At 74.1% G+C, this 18,223-nt stretch carries 15 protein-coding genes, 1 tRNA gene and 1 pseudogene; 9 read left to right on the top strand and 8 right to left on the bottom strand.

Annotated features, from left to right (window positions below; translation table 11 throughout):
- Positions 1-150 precede the first annotated feature (150 nt).
- From ACIBEC_RS12835 to ACIBEC_RS12855, 5 genes and pseudogenes are all read left to right on the top strand, one after another.
- Positions 151-450, top strand: a complete 300-nt coding sequence (locus tag ACIBEC_RS12835; RefSeq protein WP_360496295.1) for a hypothetical protein — start codon at positions 151-153, stop codon at positions 448-450.
- Positions 444-587: pseudogene (locus tag ACIBEC_RS12840) on the top strand (condensation domain-containing protein); the annotation flags it as partial. The gene ACIBEC_RS12835 and the pseudogene ACIBEC_RS12840, both read left to right, overlap by 7 nt.
- A 364-nt stretch (positions 588-951) precedes the next feature.
- Positions 952-1,689, top strand: a complete 738-nt coding sequence (locus ACIBEC_RS12845; protein WP_360496298.1) for a CGNR zinc finger domain-containing protein — start codon at positions 952-954, stop codon at positions 1,687-1,689.
- A complete protein-coding gene (locus tag ACIBEC_RS12850; RefSeq protein WP_360496301.1) occupies positions 1,689-2,633 on the top strand; it encodes a metallophosphoesterase in 945 nt (314 codons plus the stop codon). The genes ACIBEC_RS12845 and ACIBEC_RS12850 overlap by 1 nt, the downstream gene beginning before the upstream one ends.
- A 100-nt stretch (positions 2,634-2,733) precedes the next feature.
- A tRNA-Pro gene (locus tag ACIBEC_RS12855) sits at positions 2,734-2,807 on the top strand.
- Between the two features lie 314 nt (positions 2,808-3,121).
- On the opposite strand, the gene ACIBEC_RS12860 is transcribed toward ACIBEC_RS12855, so the two are convergent.
- Positions 3,122-5,914, bottom strand: coding sequence for an AAA family ATPase (locus ACIBEC_RS12860; RefSeq protein ID WP_360496304.1), 2,793 nt, complete (start codon positions 5,912-5,914; stop codon positions 3,122-3,124).
- A 195-nt stretch (positions 5,915-6,109) separates the two neighbouring features.
- Here ACIBEC_RS12860 and ACIBEC_RS12865 point away from each other — a divergent pair, with 195 nt between their 5' ends.
- The 4 genes from ACIBEC_RS12865 to ACIBEC_RS12880 all read left to right on the top strand — a co-directional run bounded on the left by ACIBEC_RS12865 (position 6,110) and on the right by ACIBEC_RS12880 (position 10,902).
- Positions 6,110-6,487, top strand: coding sequence for a nuclear transport factor 2 family protein (locus tag ACIBEC_RS12865; RefSeq protein WP_360496307.1), 378 nt, complete (start codon positions 6,110-6,112; stop codon positions 6,485-6,487).
- A gap of 158 nt (positions 6,488-6,645) precedes the next feature.
- Positions 6,646-8,139 (top strand): MFS transporter, encoded by a 1,494-nt coding sequence (locus ACIBEC_RS12870; RefSeq protein ID WP_360496310.1) that lies wholly within the window; start codon positions 6,646-6,648, stop codon positions 8,137-8,139.
- Between the two features lie 253 nt (positions 8,140-8,392).
- A complete protein-coding gene (locus ACIBEC_RS12875) occupies positions 8,393-10,306 on the top strand; it encodes a prolyl oligopeptidase family serine peptidase (RefSeq protein WP_360496313.1) in 1,914 nt (637 codons plus the stop codon).
- Positions 10,303-10,902: a hypothetical protein gene (locus tag ACIBEC_RS12880; RefSeq protein WP_360496316.1), complete on the top strand. Its 600-nt coding sequence runs from the start codon at positions 10,303-10,305 to the stop codon at positions 10,900-10,902. The genes ACIBEC_RS12875 and ACIBEC_RS12880 overlap by 4 nt, the downstream gene beginning before the upstream one ends.
- A 78-nt stretch (positions 10,903-10,980) precedes the next feature.
- Here ACIBEC_RS12880 and ACIBEC_RS12885 read toward each other — a convergent pair whose 3' ends face one another.
- From ACIBEC_RS12885 to recR, 7 genes are all read right to left on the bottom strand, one after another.
- Positions 10,981-11,781, bottom strand: coding sequence for an SURF1 family protein (locus ACIBEC_RS12885; protein ID WP_360496319.1), 801 nt, complete (start codon positions 11,779-11,781; stop codon positions 10,981-10,983).
- A 130-nt stretch (positions 11,782-11,911) separates the two neighbouring features.
- Positions 11,912-13,222, bottom strand: a complete 1,311-nt coding sequence (locus ACIBEC_RS12890; RefSeq protein WP_360496322.1) for a hypothetical protein — start codon at positions 13,220-13,222, stop codon at positions 11,912-11,914.
- Positions 13,215-13,760, bottom strand: a complete 546-nt coding sequence (locus tag ACIBEC_RS12895; protein WP_360496325.1) for a SigE family RNA polymerase sigma factor — start codon at positions 13,758-13,760, stop codon at positions 13,215-13,217. The genes ACIBEC_RS12890 and ACIBEC_RS12895 overlap by 8 nt, the downstream gene beginning before the upstream one ends.
- Before the next feature lie 308 nt (positions 13,761-14,068).
- Positions 14,069-15,130, bottom strand: a complete 1,062-nt coding sequence (locus ACIBEC_RS12900; protein WP_360496328.1) for an aspartate-semialdehyde dehydrogenase — start codon at positions 15,128-15,130, stop codon at positions 14,069-14,071.
- 28 nt (positions 15,131-15,158) lie between these two features.
- On the bottom strand, positions 15,159-16,439 hold the full coding sequence (locus ACIBEC_RS12905) for an aspartate kinase (RefSeq protein WP_360496331.1): 1,281 nt from the start codon (positions 16,437-16,439) through the stop codon (positions 15,159-15,161).
- A 382-nt stretch (positions 16,440-16,821) separates the two neighbouring features.
- Positions 16,822-17,478 (bottom strand): DUF5063 domain-containing protein, encoded by a 657-nt coding sequence (locus ACIBEC_RS12910; protein ID WP_360496334.1) that lies wholly within the window; start codon positions 17,476-17,478, stop codon positions 16,822-16,824.
- The gene (recR, locus tag ACIBEC_RS12915; RefSeq protein ID WP_360496337.1) at positions 17,471-18,070 is read right to left on the bottom strand and encodes a recombination mediator RecR; all 600 of its coding nucleotides are present in this window, start codon (positions 18,068-18,070) and stop codon (positions 17,471-17,473) included. Before recR ends, ACIBEC_RS12910 begins: the two co-directional genes overlap by 8 nt.
- Between the last annotated feature and the right edge of the window lie 153 nt (positions 18,071-18,223).

Here is an 18,223-nt window from a genome sequence, read left to right on the forward strand (position 1 = left end):
TGGACGAGCAGGGCCGCGCCGCCCTCGGCGCCCTCCCCCACCCGCAGCTCGCCTTCAACTACCTCGGCCGGTTCACCGCCGGCGGCCCCGAAGCGGACTGGCGCCCGGCCGGCGAGAGCGCCGCCCCGCCCGTCCACCCCGACCAGCCCGATGGCCCACCCGCTGGAGGTCAACGCGGTGGCCGAGGACGGCGGCAACGGCCTGCGGCTGACCGCCACCTGGACCTGGGCCCCCGGCCTGCTCGCCGAGCACGAGGTCCGGGCCCTCGCCGAGGAGTGGACGGCCGCGCTGCGCGCCCTGGCGCGAACTCGACCTGCGCCGCGCCGACGAGGCCCGGCAGCGCGAGGCGCTCGCCGACGAACGGCGCGAACCGTTCGACGCGGCCCGCTCCCCGCTGGTCCGCGGCCTGCTGGTGCGCCCTCGGCGAGCGCCGCCACCTGCTGGTGCTGACGCTGCACCACATCCTGGTCGACGGCCGGTCCAGCGCGATCCTGCTCCGCGACCTGGCCCACCTGTACCGCCACCGCGGCGACGACGCGGGCCTGCCCGACACCGTCCCGTACCGCCGGCACTTCGACTGGCTGCAACGGCAGGACGGCGACGCCTCCCGCGCCGCCTGGCAGAAGGCCCTGTCCGGGGCCGAACCCGACCCTGCTGGCACCCGACGGCGACACCGCGCGGGTCCACGCCCAGCCGCCGCGGCGCACCGCCGAACTGCCCGAGGAGACCACCGAGGCGCTCCGCCGGGCCAACCGCGACCACGGCGTCACCCTCAACACCCTCGTCCAGGCGGCCTGGGCGCTCACCCTGCACCGACTCACCGGGGCCCGCCGGCCCCCCGGTGCCCGCCGCCTTGTGCGCGGCGGGCACCCCCCGTTCGCCCCTCCAGGGCTCCTTCAAGACCCCTTTCGGGCCGTAACCCCTCAACCCGGTTACACCTATCCTGGCCCCATGAACGACGGGAACGACGGGAACGACCGGAACCCCACCCCACCCGGGCTGGTCCTCACCACCCCCACAGGCAGCCGCTTCCGCTTCGACCCCGGCGCGCTCTGCCTCGAACTCCTCACCACCGGCGGCCCCGGCCCGTACGCCCGCTACGAGGTCCTGCACCAGCCGGCCGACCTCGCCGCCTGGCTCCCCCAGTCCCGCCTGCGGCTGCCCGCCGACGCCGTCCGGATCACCGCCCCCGAGCTCGCCGGCGCCCGCACCCTGCGCGACGCGCTCTGGCGCCTCACCGCCGCCCGCGCCCACGACGAGCCGGGCCCGGCCGCGGACTACGCCGCGCTCAACCGGGCTGCCGAGCACCCCCCGCTGGTCCCCCGGATAGCCCCCGACGGCACCGCCGCCGCCCCACTGCCCGCCGACGGCGCCCAGCTGGTCTCCACCCTCGCCCGGGACGCCATCACCCTGCTCACCGGCCCGCACGCGGACCGGATCCGCGAGTGCGGCGCGCACAACTGCCGACTGATCTTCGTCGACACCTCACGGCCCGGCCGGCGCCGCTGGTGCTCGATGGAACGCTGCGGCAACCGCCACAAGGTCCGCGCCCTGCGCGCCCGCCGCGATACTGGGGCACCGCCCCCGCAGTTCCCCGCCCCGTCCCCCGCCTTGGCCGCCGCCTCCTCCTTCCCCTCCCCCGCCGCCGGGCGTTCACCAGCTGATCGACCGTCTGAGAGCATGGGCTGATGCGACCGCTGTACTCCGTCCCCCTCGGCTTCGCCGCCGCCGGCGCCGCCTGCCTCGCCTACTCCGCCGGCTACGAGGTCCGGGCCTTCCGCCTCCGCCGGGTCGAGGTCCCCGTCCTCCCCCGCGGTGCCCGGCCCATCCGGATCCTCCAGGTGTCCGACATCCACATGGTGAGCGGCCAGGGCAAGAAGCAGCGCTGGCTGCAGAGCCTGGCCGGCCTGCGCCCCGACCTCGTGGTCAACACCGGCGACAACCTCTCCGACCCGCTCGGCGTCCCCGCCGCCCTCGACGCGCTCGGGCCGCTCATGGAGTTCCCCGGCGTCTACGTCTTCGGCTCCAACGACTACTACGGCCCGGCCCGCAAGAACCCGGCGCGCTACCTCCAGGCCATGCGCAGCGGCGTCCACGGCATGAACAACCCGGACGGCACCGCCAGCCGCGGTATCAGCGGCGCCGTCCACAACCCGTGGGAGAAGCTCCGCGACGGCTTCGACGCGGCCGGCTGGCTCAACCTCACCAACACCCGCGGCCGCCTCGCCGTGAACGGCCTCGACATCGAGTTCACCGGCCTCGACGACCCGCACATCCGCCGCGACCGCTACAGCGAGGTGACCGGCGGCCCCTCCGCCGACGCCGACCTCTCCCTCGCCGTCGTCCACGCGCCCTACCTGCGCGTCCTCGACGCCTTCACCGCCGACCGCTACCCGCTGATCCTGGCCGGCCACACCCACGGCGGCCAGCTCTGCATCCCCTTCTACGGCGCCCTCGTCACCAACTGCGACATCGACACCCGCCGCGTGAAGGGCCTCTCCACCCACACCGCCGGCGGCCACCGCTCCCACCTCCACGTCTCCGCCGGCTGCGGCACCAACCGCTACACCCCCGTCCGCTTCGCCTGCCCCCCCGAAGCCACCCTCCTCACCCTCACCCCGACCCCCCGCTGACCCCCACCGGACGCCCGCCCGAAACCGGATTTCGTGTCTCGGCGAGCGTCCGGTAGAGTTCTACTCGTTGCGACGGAGACAGAGCAACAAACCGCAGGACCGGGGTGTGGCGCAGCTTGGTAGCGCGCTTCGTTCGGGACGAAGAGGCCGTGGGTTCAAATCCCGCCACCCCGACCCAGTGCAGAGGGCTCATCGGAGAAATCCGATGGGCCCTCTGACGTTGTGTACGCCGCCTTCCCGACGGGCGAGCCGTCAGGCCTCCAGGCCGGGCGCCCGATGCCGCCTCCCGGATTTCGCGCCTGCTCCACCGCGCGGCGAGCGGCCACCCCGCATCACCCCGCCTTCCGTCCGGCGGTGCGCGCACCCGCCGGCACTGCAGGTCTCTCCTCGTGACGGCCGTGACCGGGCCCACCCTGCACGCCGAGCCCTCGGCCGAGGCCGGGGCCGGGGCGGGGCCGGGGCCGGGGCGGGCCGGGGCGGGGCCGGCCTCAGAGGGCTGTGGGGAGTTCGGTGCGGGAGGTGATGTTGAGCTTCGGGTAGGCCTTGTAGAGGTGGTGGGCGACGGTGCGGGGGCTGAGGAAGAGCTGGGCGGCGATATCGCGGTTGGTGAGGCCTTGGGCGGCGAGGCGGGCGATCTGGAGTTCCTGGGGGGTGAGGGGGGACTGCGGGGTGCCTGAGGGGGTGGGGGCGGGGGTGCCGGTGGCGGAGAGTTCGGTGCGGGCTCGGGCGGCCCAGGGGTGGGCGGCGAGGCGGTCGAAGGTTTCCAGGGCGGTGCGCAGGTGGGGGCGGGCGTCGGTGCGGCGGCGGGTGCGGCGCAGCCACTCGCCGTAGAGGAGGGCGGTGCGGGCCTGTTCGAACGGGCGGTGGCCGGGTTCGTGGAGGTCGAGGGCGGCGCGGTAGGCGGATTCGGCGAGTTCGTCGGGGCCGAGGAGGGCTTGGCAGCGTAGCCGCAGGGCGTGGGCCCACGGGCGGTCGGCGGTGGTGGCCCAGCGGGCGAAGCGCTCGTACGGTGCGGCGGCGCGTTCGGGGGTGCCGAGGCGGACGGCGGCTTCGACCAGGTCGGGGACGGCCCGGGTGGCGCTGACGTGGTGCCGGTGGGGGCCGGTGGTGAGGGTGTGCAGGCGGTCGGCGGCGTCGCCGGCGCGGCCTTGGCCGAGGTCGAGGAGGGCGAGCGCCCACTGGGCCCAGGGGAGGCCGGCCGCGGGGGCTGCGGTCTGCGGGCCGGTGGTGGCGAGGGCGGTGGCGGCGAGTTCGGTGCAGTGGTCGGTGCGGCCGTCGAGTGCGGCCAGGTAGGCGAGCAGCGCGGTGAGTTGGCTGACCCACTGGTGTTGGCCGGTGTCGCGGGCGAGGCCGAGGGCCTCGGTGGCGGTGAGTTCGGCGTCGCGGTGGCGGCCGTGGAAGAGTTCGGCTTCGGCGAGGAAGAACTGCAGGGTGGGCATCACGCCGATGGTGCCCTTGGCGCGGGCTTCGGCGATGAGTTCGCCGCCGAGTTCGGCGGTCTCCTCGTCGCGGCCGAGGATCAGGGTGGCGCCGCACAGCTGGACGAGGTCGACGGGGCTTTCGGCGCCGGCCCGGCGGGCGGCTTCGGCGGCTTCCCGGACGGGCGGCGGCGGTGTGGCGGGCCGGCCGAGGGCGGGGAGGACGGCGGCGGGCAGGTGGCGGGCGAGCGGGGCGAGGGGGTCGCCGTCGGCCAGGGGGAGGGCGGCGAGCCGGTCGAGGACGGCGATCACCGGTTCCTCGCCCGCGTACCAGGCGGTGTGGAAGGCCTGGAAGAGCATCCGGGCGGCGTACGACGGGTCGATGCGGGTGCCGGCGGCGTCGAGGAGCAGCCGGTAGGCGGTCGGGTACGAGCCGCGCCAGAAGTGCGCGGTGGCCCGGACCTGGTCGAGCAGGGCGTGCGCCAGGACGCTGTCGGTCCGGGCGGCGGCCTCGTCGGCGAGCGCCTCGGCCCGGACCAACTCGCCTTCTTCGGTGGCTGCTTCGGCGGCCAGGACGAGTCGGCGGGTGGCGGCGTCGCGGTCCGGGGTGAGCCGGGCGGCGCGCTCGTACGCGGCGGCTCCGCCGTGGCCGCCGCGGCGTTCGGCGCGGACGGCGGCGCGTTCCAGGGCGTCGGCAAGGTCGGCGTCGGGGGCGGTGGCAGCCAGGGCGAGGTGCCAGGTGCGGCGGTCGCCGTCCGGCAGCGCGTCGGCAATGGCCCGGTGGATCGTCAACTTCTGGTGGTGTGGCGCGCGTTGGAGGATGGCTGAGCGCAGCAGCGGGTGCCTGAAGGCGATCCGGCGGTCGGCAGTGACCGTCACCAGGCCGGATTCCTCGGCGGGGGTGAGGTGTTCGGCGGTGACGCCGAGCGGGGCTGCGGCGGCCAGGACGACGTCGAGTTCGCCGCGTTCCTCGGTGGCGGCGGCCAGGAGCAGCGTCTGGGTGACCGCGGGCAGGCCGGTGACCTGGCCGTGGAAGGCGATCAGGAGCCTGCTGGTGAGCGGCAGGCCGCCCGGTGCGTGCGCCTGCGGCCCGGCGGCGACGGGGAGTTCGGTGAGGGCGAGCGGGTTGCCGGCGGCTTCGGCGAGCAGCCGGTCGCGGACGCCGGCGGGCAGGTCGGGGCCGGCCCGTCGGGTCAGTAGCCGGGTGGCGTCGGTCTCGGCCAGGGCGGTCACTTCCAGCTCGGGGAGGCCGAGTCGGTGTTCCGCTGAAACACCGCTGCCGGTGAGGCTGCCGGCGCCGGTGAGGCTGCCGGCGCCGGCGCTGGTTCCGGTGCCGCCGGCGGTGCGGGAGGCGAGCAGCAGGGCCACTCCCTCGGCCTGGAACCGCCGGGCGGCCAGCAGCAGTGCGTCCAGCGAGGCCCGGTCCAGCCACTGCGCGTCGTCCAGGACGCACAACAGCGGCTGTTCGGCGGCTAGTTCGGCGAGCAGTGCGAGCGTGGCGAGCCCGACCAGCAGCCGGTCGGTCGGCCTGTCAGCCGGCCGATCGGGGGAATCCCCGTCGTCGGCGAGCCCGAACGCCGCCTCCAGGGCCCGCCGCTGCGGCCCGGGCAGGGCGTCCAGCCGGTCGAGGCCGGGTGCGAGCAGCAGGCTCAGCCCGGCGTACGGCAGCTCGGCCTCGTACTCGACGCCCGCCGCCCGGATCACCCGGAACGCCGCCCCCGCCCGCGCGACGGCGTCGTCCAGCAGGGCGGTCTTGCCGATGCCGGCCTCGCCGCGAAGCAGCAGGACGCCGCTGCGGCCGGCCCGTGCCGCGTCCAACAGTCCGTCCACGGCGGCCTGTTCGTTTTCCCTCCCGTACAACATGCCCCCGACCCTACCCATCCGGCCTGCGCCGCCCCAGCGCAGAAGCCCGACGGCCGGGGCCCGTCGGTACCCCCCGCACGAACCTACGTACCCCCCTACCTATACGTGACGGATTCGCCGTCGCCCGCCCGTCCCTACCTTTGTGAGCACCGGGAACGACCCGGCCAACCGCCCACCGGAACACGGGAGATGACGATGACCGACATCACCACCGCCGCCCTCCAGCAGCTCGCCGAGCGCTACCTCGCGGTGTGGAACGAGACCGACCCGGCGGCCCGCCGCAAGCTGGTCGACGAGGTGTGGGCCGAGGACGGCCGCTACACCGACCCGCTGGCCGCGGTCGCCGGCCGGGACGCGATCGACGCGCTGATCAGCGCGGCCCAGGCCCAGTTCCCGGGGCTGGAGTTCACCCTCGGCCCGGTGGACGCGCACCACGACATCGCCCGCTTCACCTGGAACCTCGGCCCGGCCGGCGCGGAGCCGGTGGTGATCGGCTTCGACGTGCTGGCGGCCACCCCGGACGGCCGGATCGGCGCGGTGTACGGATTCCTCGACCGCGTGCCGGGCGCCTGAGGCCACCGGGCCGCAGCCGTCACCTTCCCGCAGGAGGGGCGGGCCGCTTCCCCTGGCCCGCCCCTTCCTTCGCCGCGCCGAACCGCCGAACCGCCGGATCCCTGGACCGCCGAACCACCGGACCCCCGTACCGCCAACCCCCTTGAGGAGACCCCGAGATGAGCACCGCCCTGCACACCCGGCGGCCCGCCCCGGCGCCGCCTGCCACAACGATGGCGGCACCGGCCCCCAAGGGCCTGCTGCCGGTCGTCCTGACGGCCACCTTCATGACCGCCCTCGACATCTTCGTCGTCAACGTCGCCCTCCCCTCCCTCCAGGCCGACCTCGGCGCCGGCCCGGCCGCCGTCCAGTGGGTGATGGCGGGCTTCAGCCTGGCCCTCGCGGCCGGCCTGGTCACCGCCGGCCGTCTCGGCGACCGCTTCGGTCGCCGCCGGGTGTTCGGCCTCGGTCTGGCCCTGTTCGTCCTCGCCTCGGCAGGCTGCGGCCTCGCCCCCACGGCCGCCACCCTGGTCGGCGCCCGGGTGGTGCAGGGCCTGGCGGCGGCACTGATGGGCCCGCAGGTGCTGGCGATCCTGCGGACCGCGTTCAGCGGCGCGGCGCAGGCTCGGGCCTTCGCCCGGTACGGGCTGACCATGGGTGTCGGCGCGGTGTTCGGCCAGCTGATCGGCGGCTTGCTGATCCGGGCGGACCTCTTCGGTCTCGGCTGGCGCAGTTGCTTCCTGATCAACCTGCCGATCGGCCTGGTCGCCCTGGTGATGGTCCGGCGCTGCCTGCCGGAGTCCCGCGCCCCGCAGCGGCCCGGCCTGGACCCGGTCGGTGTGCTGCTGGTCACCACGGCGCTGACCGCCCTGGTGCTGCCGCTGATCCAGGGCCCCCAGCTGGGCTGGCCGCTGTGGACGGTGCTCTGCCTGGTCGCCTCGCTCGCCCTGCTCGCCGCCTTCGCCGTGCATCAGCACCGCACCACCCCGAGCGACACGACCTCGCGCGACACCACCGCGACCGCCACTGCCACCGCCACGGCGAGTGACACCACTGCCACCGCCACCCCGCTGGTCGACACCCGTCTCTTCCGCAGCCGCACCTTCAGCGCCGGTGTGCTCGCCCAACTCGCCTTCTGGCTCGGCCAGGGCTCCTTCTTCCTGGTGCTCGCCCTGCACCTGCAGTTCGGCCGCGGCCTGGACGCGCTCGGTGCCGGGCTGGTCTTCACCGCGATCGGCCTCGGCTACCTGATCACCTCCACCACCACCCACCGGTTCACCGCCCGTCTCGGCGGCCCCCGCACGATCTCCGTCGGCGGGCTGCTGATGGCCGCCGGGCTGGGCCTGCTCGCCCTCGCCGTGTACGACTTCGCGGACGGCAGCGTCTGGTGGCTGGCACCCGGCCTGTTCGTGGACGGCCTCGGCATGGGCCTGGTGATCGCCCCGGTCACCGCCGTCGTCCTGGAGGGCGTCGAGCCGCGGCTGGCCGGCTCCGCCGCCGGGGTGGTGGCCACCGTGCAGCAGGTCGGCGGGGCGGTCGGGATCGCGCTGATCGGCCTCGTCTACTACGGCGCCGGGGACGCGACCGCCGCCTTCGGCCACAGCGTCCTGGCGCTGGCGGTGCTGGAGCTGGTGCTCGTGGGCCTGGTCCGCCTGCTGCCGCGCGAGAGCTGACCGGCCTACGCAAGGCCTGGCCCGCCCACGAGCTGACCGGCCCGCGCAAGGCCCGGCCCGCCGACGCAAAGGCCGCCCCGCCGCACCAGCGCCGAGCGGGCACCGCGGCCGGGCCGAGCGGGCGCCGCACCAGCGCCGAGCGGGCACGAACCGGCGCGACCCCCCTTCGTGAACACCCCCGAACCACCGGGCGGGTGGCCTCAGGCCCACCCGCCCGTTCCATTCCCTCCCCCTGATCGGGTTGGATGGTCGGATGAGCGAGGAGAAGAGCGCCGTACCGGCGTGGGAGCAGCGGTTCAGGGCGGCCCGGGTGTCGCTGCCCGACTGGGCCGAGGACGCCCCGGACCGGGCGCTGTACGTGTCCAACGCGACCGGCACCTACGAGGTCTACGCCTGGGACCGCGCCACCGGCGCCCACCGCCAGGTCACCGACCGCCCGAACGGCACCACCGACGCCGAGCTGTCCCCGGACGGCGCCTGGGTCTGGTGGTTCGACGACCGGGACGGCGACGAGTTCGGCGTCTGGCGCCGCCAGCCGTTCGCGGGCGGCCCGGACGAGGAGGCCGTGCCCGGCCTCGCCCCCTCCTACTCGGCCGGCCTGGCCCTCGGCCGCGACGGCACCGTCGTCGTCGGCCGCTCCACCGACGAGGACGGCACCACCCTGCACCTGCGCCGCCCCGGCGACGCCGAGCCGGTCGAGATCTACCGGCACGCCGAGTACGGCGGCGTCGGCGACCTCAGCCACGACGGCACCCTGCTCGCCATCGACCACACCGAGCACGGCGACGCGATGCACTCCGCGATCCGGGTCGTCCGCATCACCGGAACCGGCACCGTCAAGACCGGCACCGGCACCCGCGCCGTCGAGACCTCCGTCGAAACCGCCATCGAGACCGTCGCCGAACTGGACGAGGTCACCGGCCGGGACGAGCCGCGCGGCGTCGCCTGCCTCGGCTTCGCCCCGGTCGAGGGCGACACCCGCCTGCTGGTCGCCCACCAGCGCACCGGCCGCTGGGAGCCGATGATCTGGGACGTCGCCACCGGCGCCGAGACCGCGCTGCCGCTGCGCGACGAGCAGGGCCGCGAACTGCCCGGCGACGTCTCCGCGCAGTGGCGCCCCGGCGCCGAGGAACTGCTGGTGGAGCACGAGTACGAGGCGCGCAGCGAGCTGTTCTCGTACGCGCTCGCCGACGGCCGGCTCACCCGTCTCGACACCCCGCGCGGCACCGTCGGCGGTGCCACGGCCCGTCCGGACGGCACCGTCGAGTACCTGTGGTCCTCCGCCGCCGAGCCCTCCGCCGTCCGTTCCACCGCCGGGACGGTCGTGCTGCGGGCGCCCGGTACGGTGCCGCCGGGCTCGGTCCCGGTCGAGGACGTCTGGGTGGACGGGCCCGGCGGGCGGGTGCACGCCCTCGTGCAGCGGCCGGCCGGGACGACCCCCGAGGACGGCCCCCTGCCGACCGTGTTCGAGATCCACGGCGGCCCGACCCACCACGACAGCGACTCCTTCGCCGCCGGCCCGGCCGCCTGGCTGGACCACGGTTTCGCGGTGGTCCGGGTCAACTACCGCGGCTCGACCGGATACGGCCAGGCCTGGACCGACGCCCTGCACGAGCGGGTCGGCCTGATCGAGCTGGAGGACATCGCGGCGGTCCGGGAGTGGGCGGTCGACAGCGGCCTCGCCGACCCGCGCAGGCTGGTGCTCACCGGCGGCAGCTGGGGCGGCTACCTGACCCTGCTCGGCCTCGGTGTCCAGCCCGACGCCTGGGCCCTCGGCGTCGCCGCCGTGCCGGTCGCGGACTACCACGCCGCGTACGCCGACGAGATGGAGGCGCTCAAGTCGCTGGACCGCACGCTCTTCGGCGGCACCCCGGAGGAGGTGCCGGACCGCTTCACCGCCTCCTCACCGCTGACCTACGTCGAACAGGTGCGGGTCCCGGTGTACATCAGCGCAGGGGTCAACGACCCGCGCTGCCCGATCCGGCAGATCGAGAACTACGTCGAGCGGCTGGAACAGCTCGGCAGGACGCACGAGGTGTACCGGTACGACGCCGGGCACGGGTCGCTGGTCGTGGAGGAGCGGATCAAGCAGCTGCGGCTGGAGATCGACTTCGTCCGGCGGCACCTGGGCGCGGCCGAGCGCGACGGCGACGGGGAGTCGGTGTGAGACGGGCGCTGATCCTCGCGGGGGCGGTGGCGGCCGGGGCCCTGGTGCTCACCGGCTGCTCCGGATCGCACAGCGACGACGCCTCCTGCCCGCCCCCGGCCGTGCCGGCCATGCCCACCACCGCACCCGCCGCACCCGCTGTCCCGGCCGTCCCCGCCACGCCGCTCGCCACGGCCACCCGGGCGAGCGCGGTCGGGGCGGGGGCCCCGGTCGTGCCAGCGGCCTACGCCGCGTACGAGCCGGCCGACGGGGACGGCACGGTCCAGCTCGCCAAGGGCTCGAAGGGGTCAAGCGGTTCCAAGGGCTCATCGGGCTCGTCGGGCTCGTCGGGCTCGTCGGGCTCGTCGGGCTCGAAGGGGTCGAGCGGCTCCAAGGGCTCGAAGACCGGGCGCACCGTGCACCACCACATCGACCACTACGACTCGAACGACACCACCGGCAGCGTCCACAACCACTGCTTCGGCAACCCGACGCCGGTGCCCGTCGGCTCGACCACACCGGCCCAGCCGCTGATCCCGGCACCGACCCCGACGCTGGCCCCGACGCTGCCGCCGGTCAAGCCGCCGGCGGTACCGCCGGCACCGACCAAGCGCTGAGGCCGACCAAGCGCTGAGGCCAACCAAGCGCCGACCGAGCGCTGAGGCCGAGGACCGGCCAGGCGGTCGGTCCCTCGGTCAGTCCAGGACCGGGTCCAGTCCCAGGGCCCGGTCCTGCTCCGCCTCCGCCTCGCGGCGCACCAGGCGGAACCACATGAAAACGACGAAGCCCGCGAAGACGAACCACTCCAGCGTGTAGCCGAGGTTCTGGAACGCGCGCAGGGTGAGCCCGTCCCCGCCCTCCGGCTGCACGGTCGGTACGGAGGTCAGGCCGGCGGGCGCCTCGTCGGCGGCCACCCAGCCGTCGTACCAGCCGTCGTACTCGAGCACGTTCAGCAGCGCGGCCCGGTTGATCATGCCGAGCTGCCCGGCCGGCAGACCGCCGGCCACCGCACCGTTGCTGCCGACGGCCTCGTTGGCCTGCAGCCGCCCGGTCACCGTCACCGACCCGCCCGGCGGCAGCGCGGCGGCCGATCCCGCGGTCGTCCCCGCGGCCGGCGCCCCGGGCGCCCACCCGCGCACCACGGCCACGGCGTGCCCGTCGGCGGTGCGCAGCGGGGTGAGTACGTAGTAGCCCTGTTTGCCGTCCACCACCCGGTTGGGGACGAGGAGCTGGTGCTCGGTGTCGTAGCTGCCGGTCACCGTGACGGGCTTGCCGACGGTCTCCGTGGTCACCTGCGGGGTCGCCTGGTTGAGCAGCGCGTCGATCGGCCCGGCGTCACTCGAAGCGGTGATCGCCTGCTTGGTCTCGTTGTGCGTGGACACCCGGTCCTCGAACCGGCCGAGCTGCCAGGAGCCCAGCCACACGCACACCGCCACGGCCGCCACGGCCAAAGCGGTGCCGCCCAGCCATCGCGGAGTCAGGAGGAACCGGTACACACCCCCCACGGTAACCACTCCTCACACCCACCCCGCCCCCAGGGCCCGGTCCTGGCCCTCCTCACCCCGCCGGTCTCATCACCCCGCCGACGGCCTCACCCTCATCGACGTCCTCACCCGACCGACGTCCTCACCCGACCGAGGGCGAACCCGTCGGCTGCGGCGCCGAACCGCCCACCGACTGCACTCCGCCCCGGTACAGCGTCCCGCTGCAGGCCAGGGGCAGGGTCGCGGTGGCGGCGGTGGGGCTGCCCGGGGCCGGGGTGTGGGCGATGGTGGCGGTGGGGGCCGGGGTGGTGGGGTCGGTGGTCGGGGTGGCGGTGGGGCTGGAGGCCGTGGTGGGGCCCGCCGAGGGGGAGGTGGTGGCCCGGGGGTTGGCGCTGGGGGCGCTGGTGGCGCCGACGGCCGGGACGCCCGAGGCTGCCGCAGGGGCCTGGGAGGTCAGGGATGCCTGGTTGGTGCCGGTCGGGGCGCTGGTGGCGACGCCGGGGCCGGTGGTGCAGGTCTGGTCGGGGATCCAGGCGAACGGCACCCGGTATCCGCTCTGCGGGGCGAGTACCGGCGGTTCCGTGTCCATGGCGGTCAGGCCGCCGGCCGGGTCGCCCGGGGAGTGGTCGGCGGTGCGGATGCGGTTGCGGTCGCCGCCGCTGACGCCGGTGACGGCGACCGCGCCGGGCCCGCCGAGGCGGCAGCTGTGCCCGGAGACGTTGTAGACGGTGAACGAGCCGTAGATCCGTCCCGTCGCGTCGGCCGAGCCGACCTGTGCGGCGCCGTCGCCGAGGTCGGTGCGGGTGCAGAGCGGGATGATGTCGCTGTCGCCGGTCCCGGCGGTTCCGGTGGGTGAGACGGGGCCGTCGATGTGCGTGGCCCCGGTGCCGGGGGTGTGGGAGGTGGCGGGCGTGCCGGCGGCCGGCGGGGTGGCTCCGGTGCCGCTCGGGCCTGGGGGCGGGGCGCCGCCGGTGCCGCTGGTGCCGATGGCGGTGCCGCTGGGGGCGGTGGCGGCGAGGCTGTTGGCGTCGGCGGTGCCGGGGCCGCCGGAGAGCCCGAGGTGTTCTCCTTCGTGCAGGACCGGGAGGGCGATCGCGACGGCGAAGGCGAGGGCGGCGGCTCCGGTCCAGGCTCCGCGCCGGGCGGCTCGCCGGCGGGGTACGGCTCGCCGGATCCGGGGTAGTCCGCCGGCGGAGGGCTGGATCCCGGCGACGGCGTGGTGCAGGAGTTCCCGTACGGCTCGTTCGTCGGACGACAGCCCGGACACCCCGGAGAGCTCCGAAACACCCGCAACACCCGCAACACCCGCAACACCCGAGGACCCCGGGGGCACCGGCGACCCCGAGGGTTCGGCGGCCACCCCGTCCACCCCGTCCACCCCGTCGACGCCGTCCACCGCCCGCCGCCCGGTGCCGTCCGCCCCAGCCCCGGCCGCAGCCCCAGCCTCAGCCATGACCGGCCTCCATCTGCGTGCGCAGGGCGGCGATTCCGCGCGATCCGTAGGCCTTCACCGAGCCGAGCGAGATGCCCAGGGTGTCGGCGACCTGCGCCTCCGTCATGTCCACGAAGTAACGCAGCACCAGAACCTCCCGCTGACGGCGTTGCAGACCACGCAGCGCGGCCTTCAACTGGTCGCGCTCCAGGGCATCGTAGGCACCTTCTTCTGCACTGGCCATGTCAGGCATGGGCTTCTGCAGGAGTCTCAGGCCGAGGATCCGGCGCCGCAGCGTGGAGCGGGACAGGTTGACGACCGTCTGTCGCAGGTAGGCCAGGGTCTTCTCGGGCTCGCGGACCCGGCGCCGGGCGGCGTGCACCCGGATGAACGCCTCCTGGACGACGTCCTCGCAGGTCGAGAGGTCGTCGAGGAGCAGCGCGGCGAGCCGCAGCAGCGAGCGGTAGTGCGCCTGGTAGGTCTCGGTGAGCAGGTCCTCGCTGGTACCCGCGTCGGTACCGGCGCCGGAGTCCGCCGCACCCCGTGCGGCCGCCGTCATCAGGTCGTCTTCCGGCCTACTCGCAGGCCACGGGGCGCGCGAGGGGAACGACACCGCGGCTCTCGCCGGAATGCCCGCCCTTGCCCCCACCATCACGTTCGCCACGCCCGTTGGACACTCGATCCCCTGTCATGGTTGCCCAGCCCGGGGCCCATTCTTCCGCATGGGCGGAAGCAGCCTCCAGGGGATTCCCTCGGGATTCCGGACAGATTGTGTCGAGGAGCGGACACAGGTATGGACACAGGTGTGGACACAATCGGGCACATCGGAACGAATGTCAGGCCTCACGGACCCGGTCCACCGCCGGCTCAGCCTTGGTCCACCGTCAGCTCGCCGGCCACCAGTTCGGCGATCTGGAGCAGGTTGAGCGCCGCCCCCTTGCGCAGGTTGTCCCCGCACAGGAACAGGTCCAGTGCCTCCGGCTCGTCCAGGGCCCGGCGTACTCGCCCGACCCAGACCGGGTCGGTTCCGACCACGTCGTTCGGCGTCGGGAACTCGCCGGCCGCCGGGTCGTCGTAGAGGACCACGCCGGGTGCGTCGCGCAGGATGTCCTGCGCGTGTTCCTGGGTGACTTCCCGTTCGAACCGGGCGTGTACGGCCAGCGCGTGGGTGCGGACGACCGGGATGTGGACGCAGGTCGCGGAGACCTTCAGGGCGGGCAGGCCGAGGATCTTGCGGGACTCGTCGCGGATGCCCAGCTCCTCGGCGGCCCAGCCGCCCTCGCGCAGTCCGCCGGTCCAGGGCACGGCGTTGTACGCGAGGGGGGCGGCGAACGGCCCGTGGTCGGCGATGACCGCGCGCAGGTCGCCGGTCTGCCGGCCGACCTCGGTGCCCGCCACGAGCGCGGTCTGCTCGCGCAGGGCCGCCTCGCCGTCGCGGCCCTCGCCGCCGGCGGCCTGGTAGGAGGCGACGACGAGTTGGGTCAGCCCGTATTCGGCGTGCAGCGCACCGACCGCCGCGATCATCGCAAGGGTGGTGCTGGCCGGGCTGGCGACGATGCCGCGCGGGCGGATCCGCAGCGCGGCCGCGTTGATCTCGGGGACGACCAGCGGCACGTCCCCGGTGGTGCGGAAGGCGGCGGAGTCGTCGACCACCACGACGCCCTTGGCCGCCGCGACCGGCGCCCACTGGGCGGAGACCTCGTCGGGGACGGCGAACACGGCGATGTCGATCCCGGCGAAGGCCTCCTCGGCCAGCGGGACGACTTCGACGGCCTCGCCGCGCACGACCGGCTTGCGGCCGGCCGAGCGCGGGGAGGCGACGAGTCGGACCTCGCCCCACACATCCTGACGGAGTGAGAGCAGGCCGAGCAGCACCTCGCCGACCGCGCCGGTGGCGCCGACGACGGCGAGGTTCGGCCGCCGGGTCATCGCCCGCTGCCTCCGCTGCGCTCCCGGGTCATCGCCCGGTGCCTCCGTAGACGACGGCCTCGTCCGTCTCGCTGTCCAGGCCGAAGGCGCTGTGCACGGCGCGGACGGCCTCCGGCACGTCCTCGGCGCGGGTGACGACCGAGATGCGGATCTCCGAGGTGGAGATCAGCTCGATGTTGACGCCCGCGGCGGACAGCGCCTCGAAGAAGGTCGCGGTGACGCCCGGGTTGGAGCGCATTCCTGCGCCGACGAGCGAGATCTTGCCGATCGCGTCGTCGTAGCGCAGCGACTCGTAGCCGATGCCTTCCTTGACCCGGCCGAGCGCGTCGATGGCCTTCTGGCCCTCGGTCTTGGGCAGGGTGAAGGAGATGTCGGTCAGGCCGGTCGACGCGGCGGAGACGTTCTGCACCACCATGTCGATGTTGACCTCGGCGTCGGCGATGGCACGGAAGATACGGGCCGCCTCGCCCGGCTTGTCGGGCACGCCGACGACCGTGACCTTGGCCTCGGAGGTGTCGTGGGCGACTCCGGAGATGATGGCCTGCTCCATCTCGCCCCCTTCGGGCTTGTTCGGGTTGTCGTTGCTGACGATCGTCCCGGGGAGACCCGAGAAGGACGAGCGTACGTGAATCGGGATGTTGTAGCGCCGGGCGTACTCCACACAGCGGTCGAGCAGCACCTTGGAGCCGGAGGACGCCAGCTCGAGCATGTCCTCGTAGGCGATCCAGTCGATCTTGCGGGCCTTCTTCACCACGCGCGGGTCGGCGGTGAACACGCCGTCCACGTCGGTGTAGATCTCGCAGACCTCCGCCTTGAGGGCGGCGGCGAGGGCGACGGCGGTGGTGTCCGAGCCGCCCCGGCCCAGCGTGGTGATGTCCTTGCCGGTCTGGGACACGCCCTGGAAGCCGGCCACGATCGCGATGTTGCCCTCGTCCAGGGCGGTGCGGATGCGACCCGGCGTCACGTCGATGATGCGCGCCCGGTTGTGGACGGAGTCGGTGATGACACCGGCCTGGCTGCCCGTGAAGGACTGGGCCTCGTGACCCAGGGATTTGATCGCCATGGCCAGCAGCGCCATGGAGATGCGCTCTCCAGCGGTCAGCAGCATGTCGAACTCACGGCCGGCAGGCAGCGGTGACACCTGCTCGGCGAGTTCGATGAGCTCGTCCGTCGTGTCGCCCATCGCGGACACCACGACGACGACCTCATGGCCGGCCTTCTTGGCGTCAACGATTCGGCGGGCTACGCGCTTGATGCCCTCGGCATCCGCAACGGATGAGCCGCCGTACTTCTGCACGACAAGGCCCACGTGCGCTCCTCGACTTGTGTCGTTTTCCGGGGGCACCAGGCCCCCGTACCCCCCGGGGGGAGGGGGGTGTGCGGTCCGCGCCAGTCTACCGAGCAGGGGTGCCCCGACCGGCGCTTTCCATATGATGAGACGCCTGTTTCAGCAGGTGATCGGCGAAACGGGTGGCTCCACCGGCAGGTCTGCGGGCGATTCGGTGCGACCCCGAAGAATCGGCGGGTCCACGGACGGCGACCCGGCCGGATTTCCTCTCCGGGCGGATCGCTGAGGCATCTGTCACAGTCGACATCCGTCACCCTCGGCGCCGCGACCGCGATCCCCGCTTCACCGGTTACCACTTGCCGCTTACCACTCACCGCTTACCGCTGCGGCCCTGGCCTTACCGCTACATCCCCAGCTCGGCTGCCATCAGGTCGCCCGCCTGCTGCTCCAGCTGCTCGTCGGTGAGCCCGTCGTCGTCGGTGTCCGCCCCGTCCGGCGCCGCGCCGATCGGGCTGTCCAGCCGGACGTGCGCGATCAGCGACTGCAGGGCCCGCAGCACCGCGGTGCAGGTCGTACCCCAGTTGGAGAGGTAGGAGAACTGCCACCACCACAGCGCCTCGCTGACCCGGCCCTCGCGGTAGTGCGTCAGGCCGTGCTGGAGCTCGCTGACCACGCCGGCCAGGTCGTCCGAGATCCGGAAGGCGTTGGGCTTCTCCGCCGGGCCGTACGGGTCGAAGACCTCGTGGTAGACGTCGATCGGCGCGAGCAGCTCGGCCAGCCGCTCGCGCAGTTGCTCGCCGTCCGGCTCCGGACCGGTGTCGGGCTCGAAGCGGTCCTCCGGGACGACGTCCTCGATGGCACCCAGCCGGCCACCGGCCAGCAGCAGCTGCGAGACCTCCAGGAGCAGCAGGGACACCGCGCTGCCCGGCTCGTCGCCCTTGGCGACCTCGGTGACGGCGAGTACGAAGCTCTCCACCGAGTCGGCGATCTGCACGGCGAAGTCGTCCGGCTCCGAGCCGTGCGCGTGGGTGTGCTGCTGGTTGATCGTCCGGTCAGACATCGAGCAGTCGTCTCCCTTCGAAGGCGCGGCCGAGGGTGACCTCGTCCGCGTACTCCAGATCCCCGCCGACGGGCAGGCCGCTCGCCAGACGGGTCACCTTCAGGCCCATCGGCTTGCAGAGCCGGGCCAGGTAGGTGGCGGTCGCCTCCCCCTCCAGGTTGGGGTCGGTGGCCAGGATCAGCTCGGTGACCGTGCCGTCCGCGAGGCGCGACAGCAGCTCGCGGATACGCAGGTCGTCCGGGCCGACGCCCTCGATGGGGCTGATCGCGCCGCCCAGCACGTGGTAGCGGCCGCGGAACTCACGGGTGCGCTCGATGGCGACGACGTCCTTGGACTCCTCGACCACGCAGATGACGGCGAGGTCGCGGCGGGGGTCCAGGCAGACCCGGCACTGCTCGGCCTCCGCGACGTTGCCGCAGACCACGCAGAAGCGGACCTTGTCCTTGACCTCCAGCAGTGTGTGCGCGAGCCGACGCACGTCGATCGGGTCGGCTTGCAGCACGTGGAAGGCGATCCGCTGGGCGCTCTTGGGCCCGACGCCGGGCAGCCTGCCCAGTTCGTCGATCAGGTCCTGAACCACGCCCTCGTACAACGTCGCGCCTTCCTTCGGATGGTCGGTGGTGCTCCGGTGCCATCATCCAACGAATCGGGCGTCGGACACAGCGCCCGACGCCCGACTCCCACATAAATCACATGGGTCTGTCGTCTGAACTTCAGATCCGTTCGGCCTACTCGGCTCGGAACG

Source organism: Kitasatospora sp. NPDC051164, assembly GCF_044455625.1.
In the GTDB taxonomy this organism is placed as follows: domain Bacteria; phylum Actinomycetota; class Actinomycetes; order Streptomycetales; family Streptomycetaceae; genus Kitasatospora.

Excerpts from the sequence above, each read along its gene's own strand:
- ACIBEC_RS12835 (WP_360496295.1), top strand. The coding sequence starts at position 151 with ATGGCCCACCCGCTGGAGGTCAACGCGGTGGCCGAGGACGGCGGCAAC.
- ACIBEC_RS12845 (WP_360496298.1), top strand. The coding sequence starts at position 952 with ATGAACGACGGGAACGACGGGAACGACCGGAACCCCACCCCACCCGGG.
- ACIBEC_RS12850 (WP_360496301.1), top strand. The coding sequence starts at position 1,689 with ATGCGACCGCTGTACTCCGTCCCCCTCGGCTTCGCCGCCGCCGGCGCC.
- ACIBEC_RS12860 (WP_360496304.1), bottom strand. The coding sequence starts at position 5,914 with ATGTTGTACGGGAGGGAAAACGAACAGGCCGCCGTGGACGGACTGTTG.
- ACIBEC_RS12865 (WP_360496307.1), top strand. The coding sequence starts at position 6,110 with ATGACCGACATCACCACCGCCGCCCTCCAGCAGCTCGCCGAGCGCTAC.
- ACIBEC_RS12870 (WP_360496310.1), top strand. The coding sequence starts at position 6,646 with ATGAGCACCGCCCTGCACACCCGGCGGCCCGCCCCGGCGCCGCCTGCC.
- ACIBEC_RS12875 (WP_360496313.1), top strand. The coding sequence starts at position 8,393 with ATGAGCGAGGAGAAGAGCGCCGTACCGGCGTGGGAGCAGCGGTTCAGG.
- ACIBEC_RS12890 (WP_360496322.1), bottom strand. The coding sequence starts at position 13,222 with ATGGCTGAGGCTGGGGCTGCGGCCGGGGCTGGGGCGGACGGCACCGGG.
- ACIBEC_RS12895 (WP_360496325.1), bottom strand. The coding sequence starts at position 13,760 with ATGACGGCGGCCGCACGGGGTGCGGCGGACTCCGGCGCCGGTACCGAC.
- ACIBEC_RS12900 (WP_360496328.1), bottom strand. The coding sequence starts at position 15,130 with ATGACCCGGCGGCCGAACCTCGCCGTCGTCGGCGCCACCGGCGCGGTC.
- ACIBEC_RS12910 (WP_360496334.1), bottom strand. The coding sequence starts at position 17,478 with ATGTCTGACCGGACGATCAACCAGCAGCACACCCACGCGCACGGCTCG.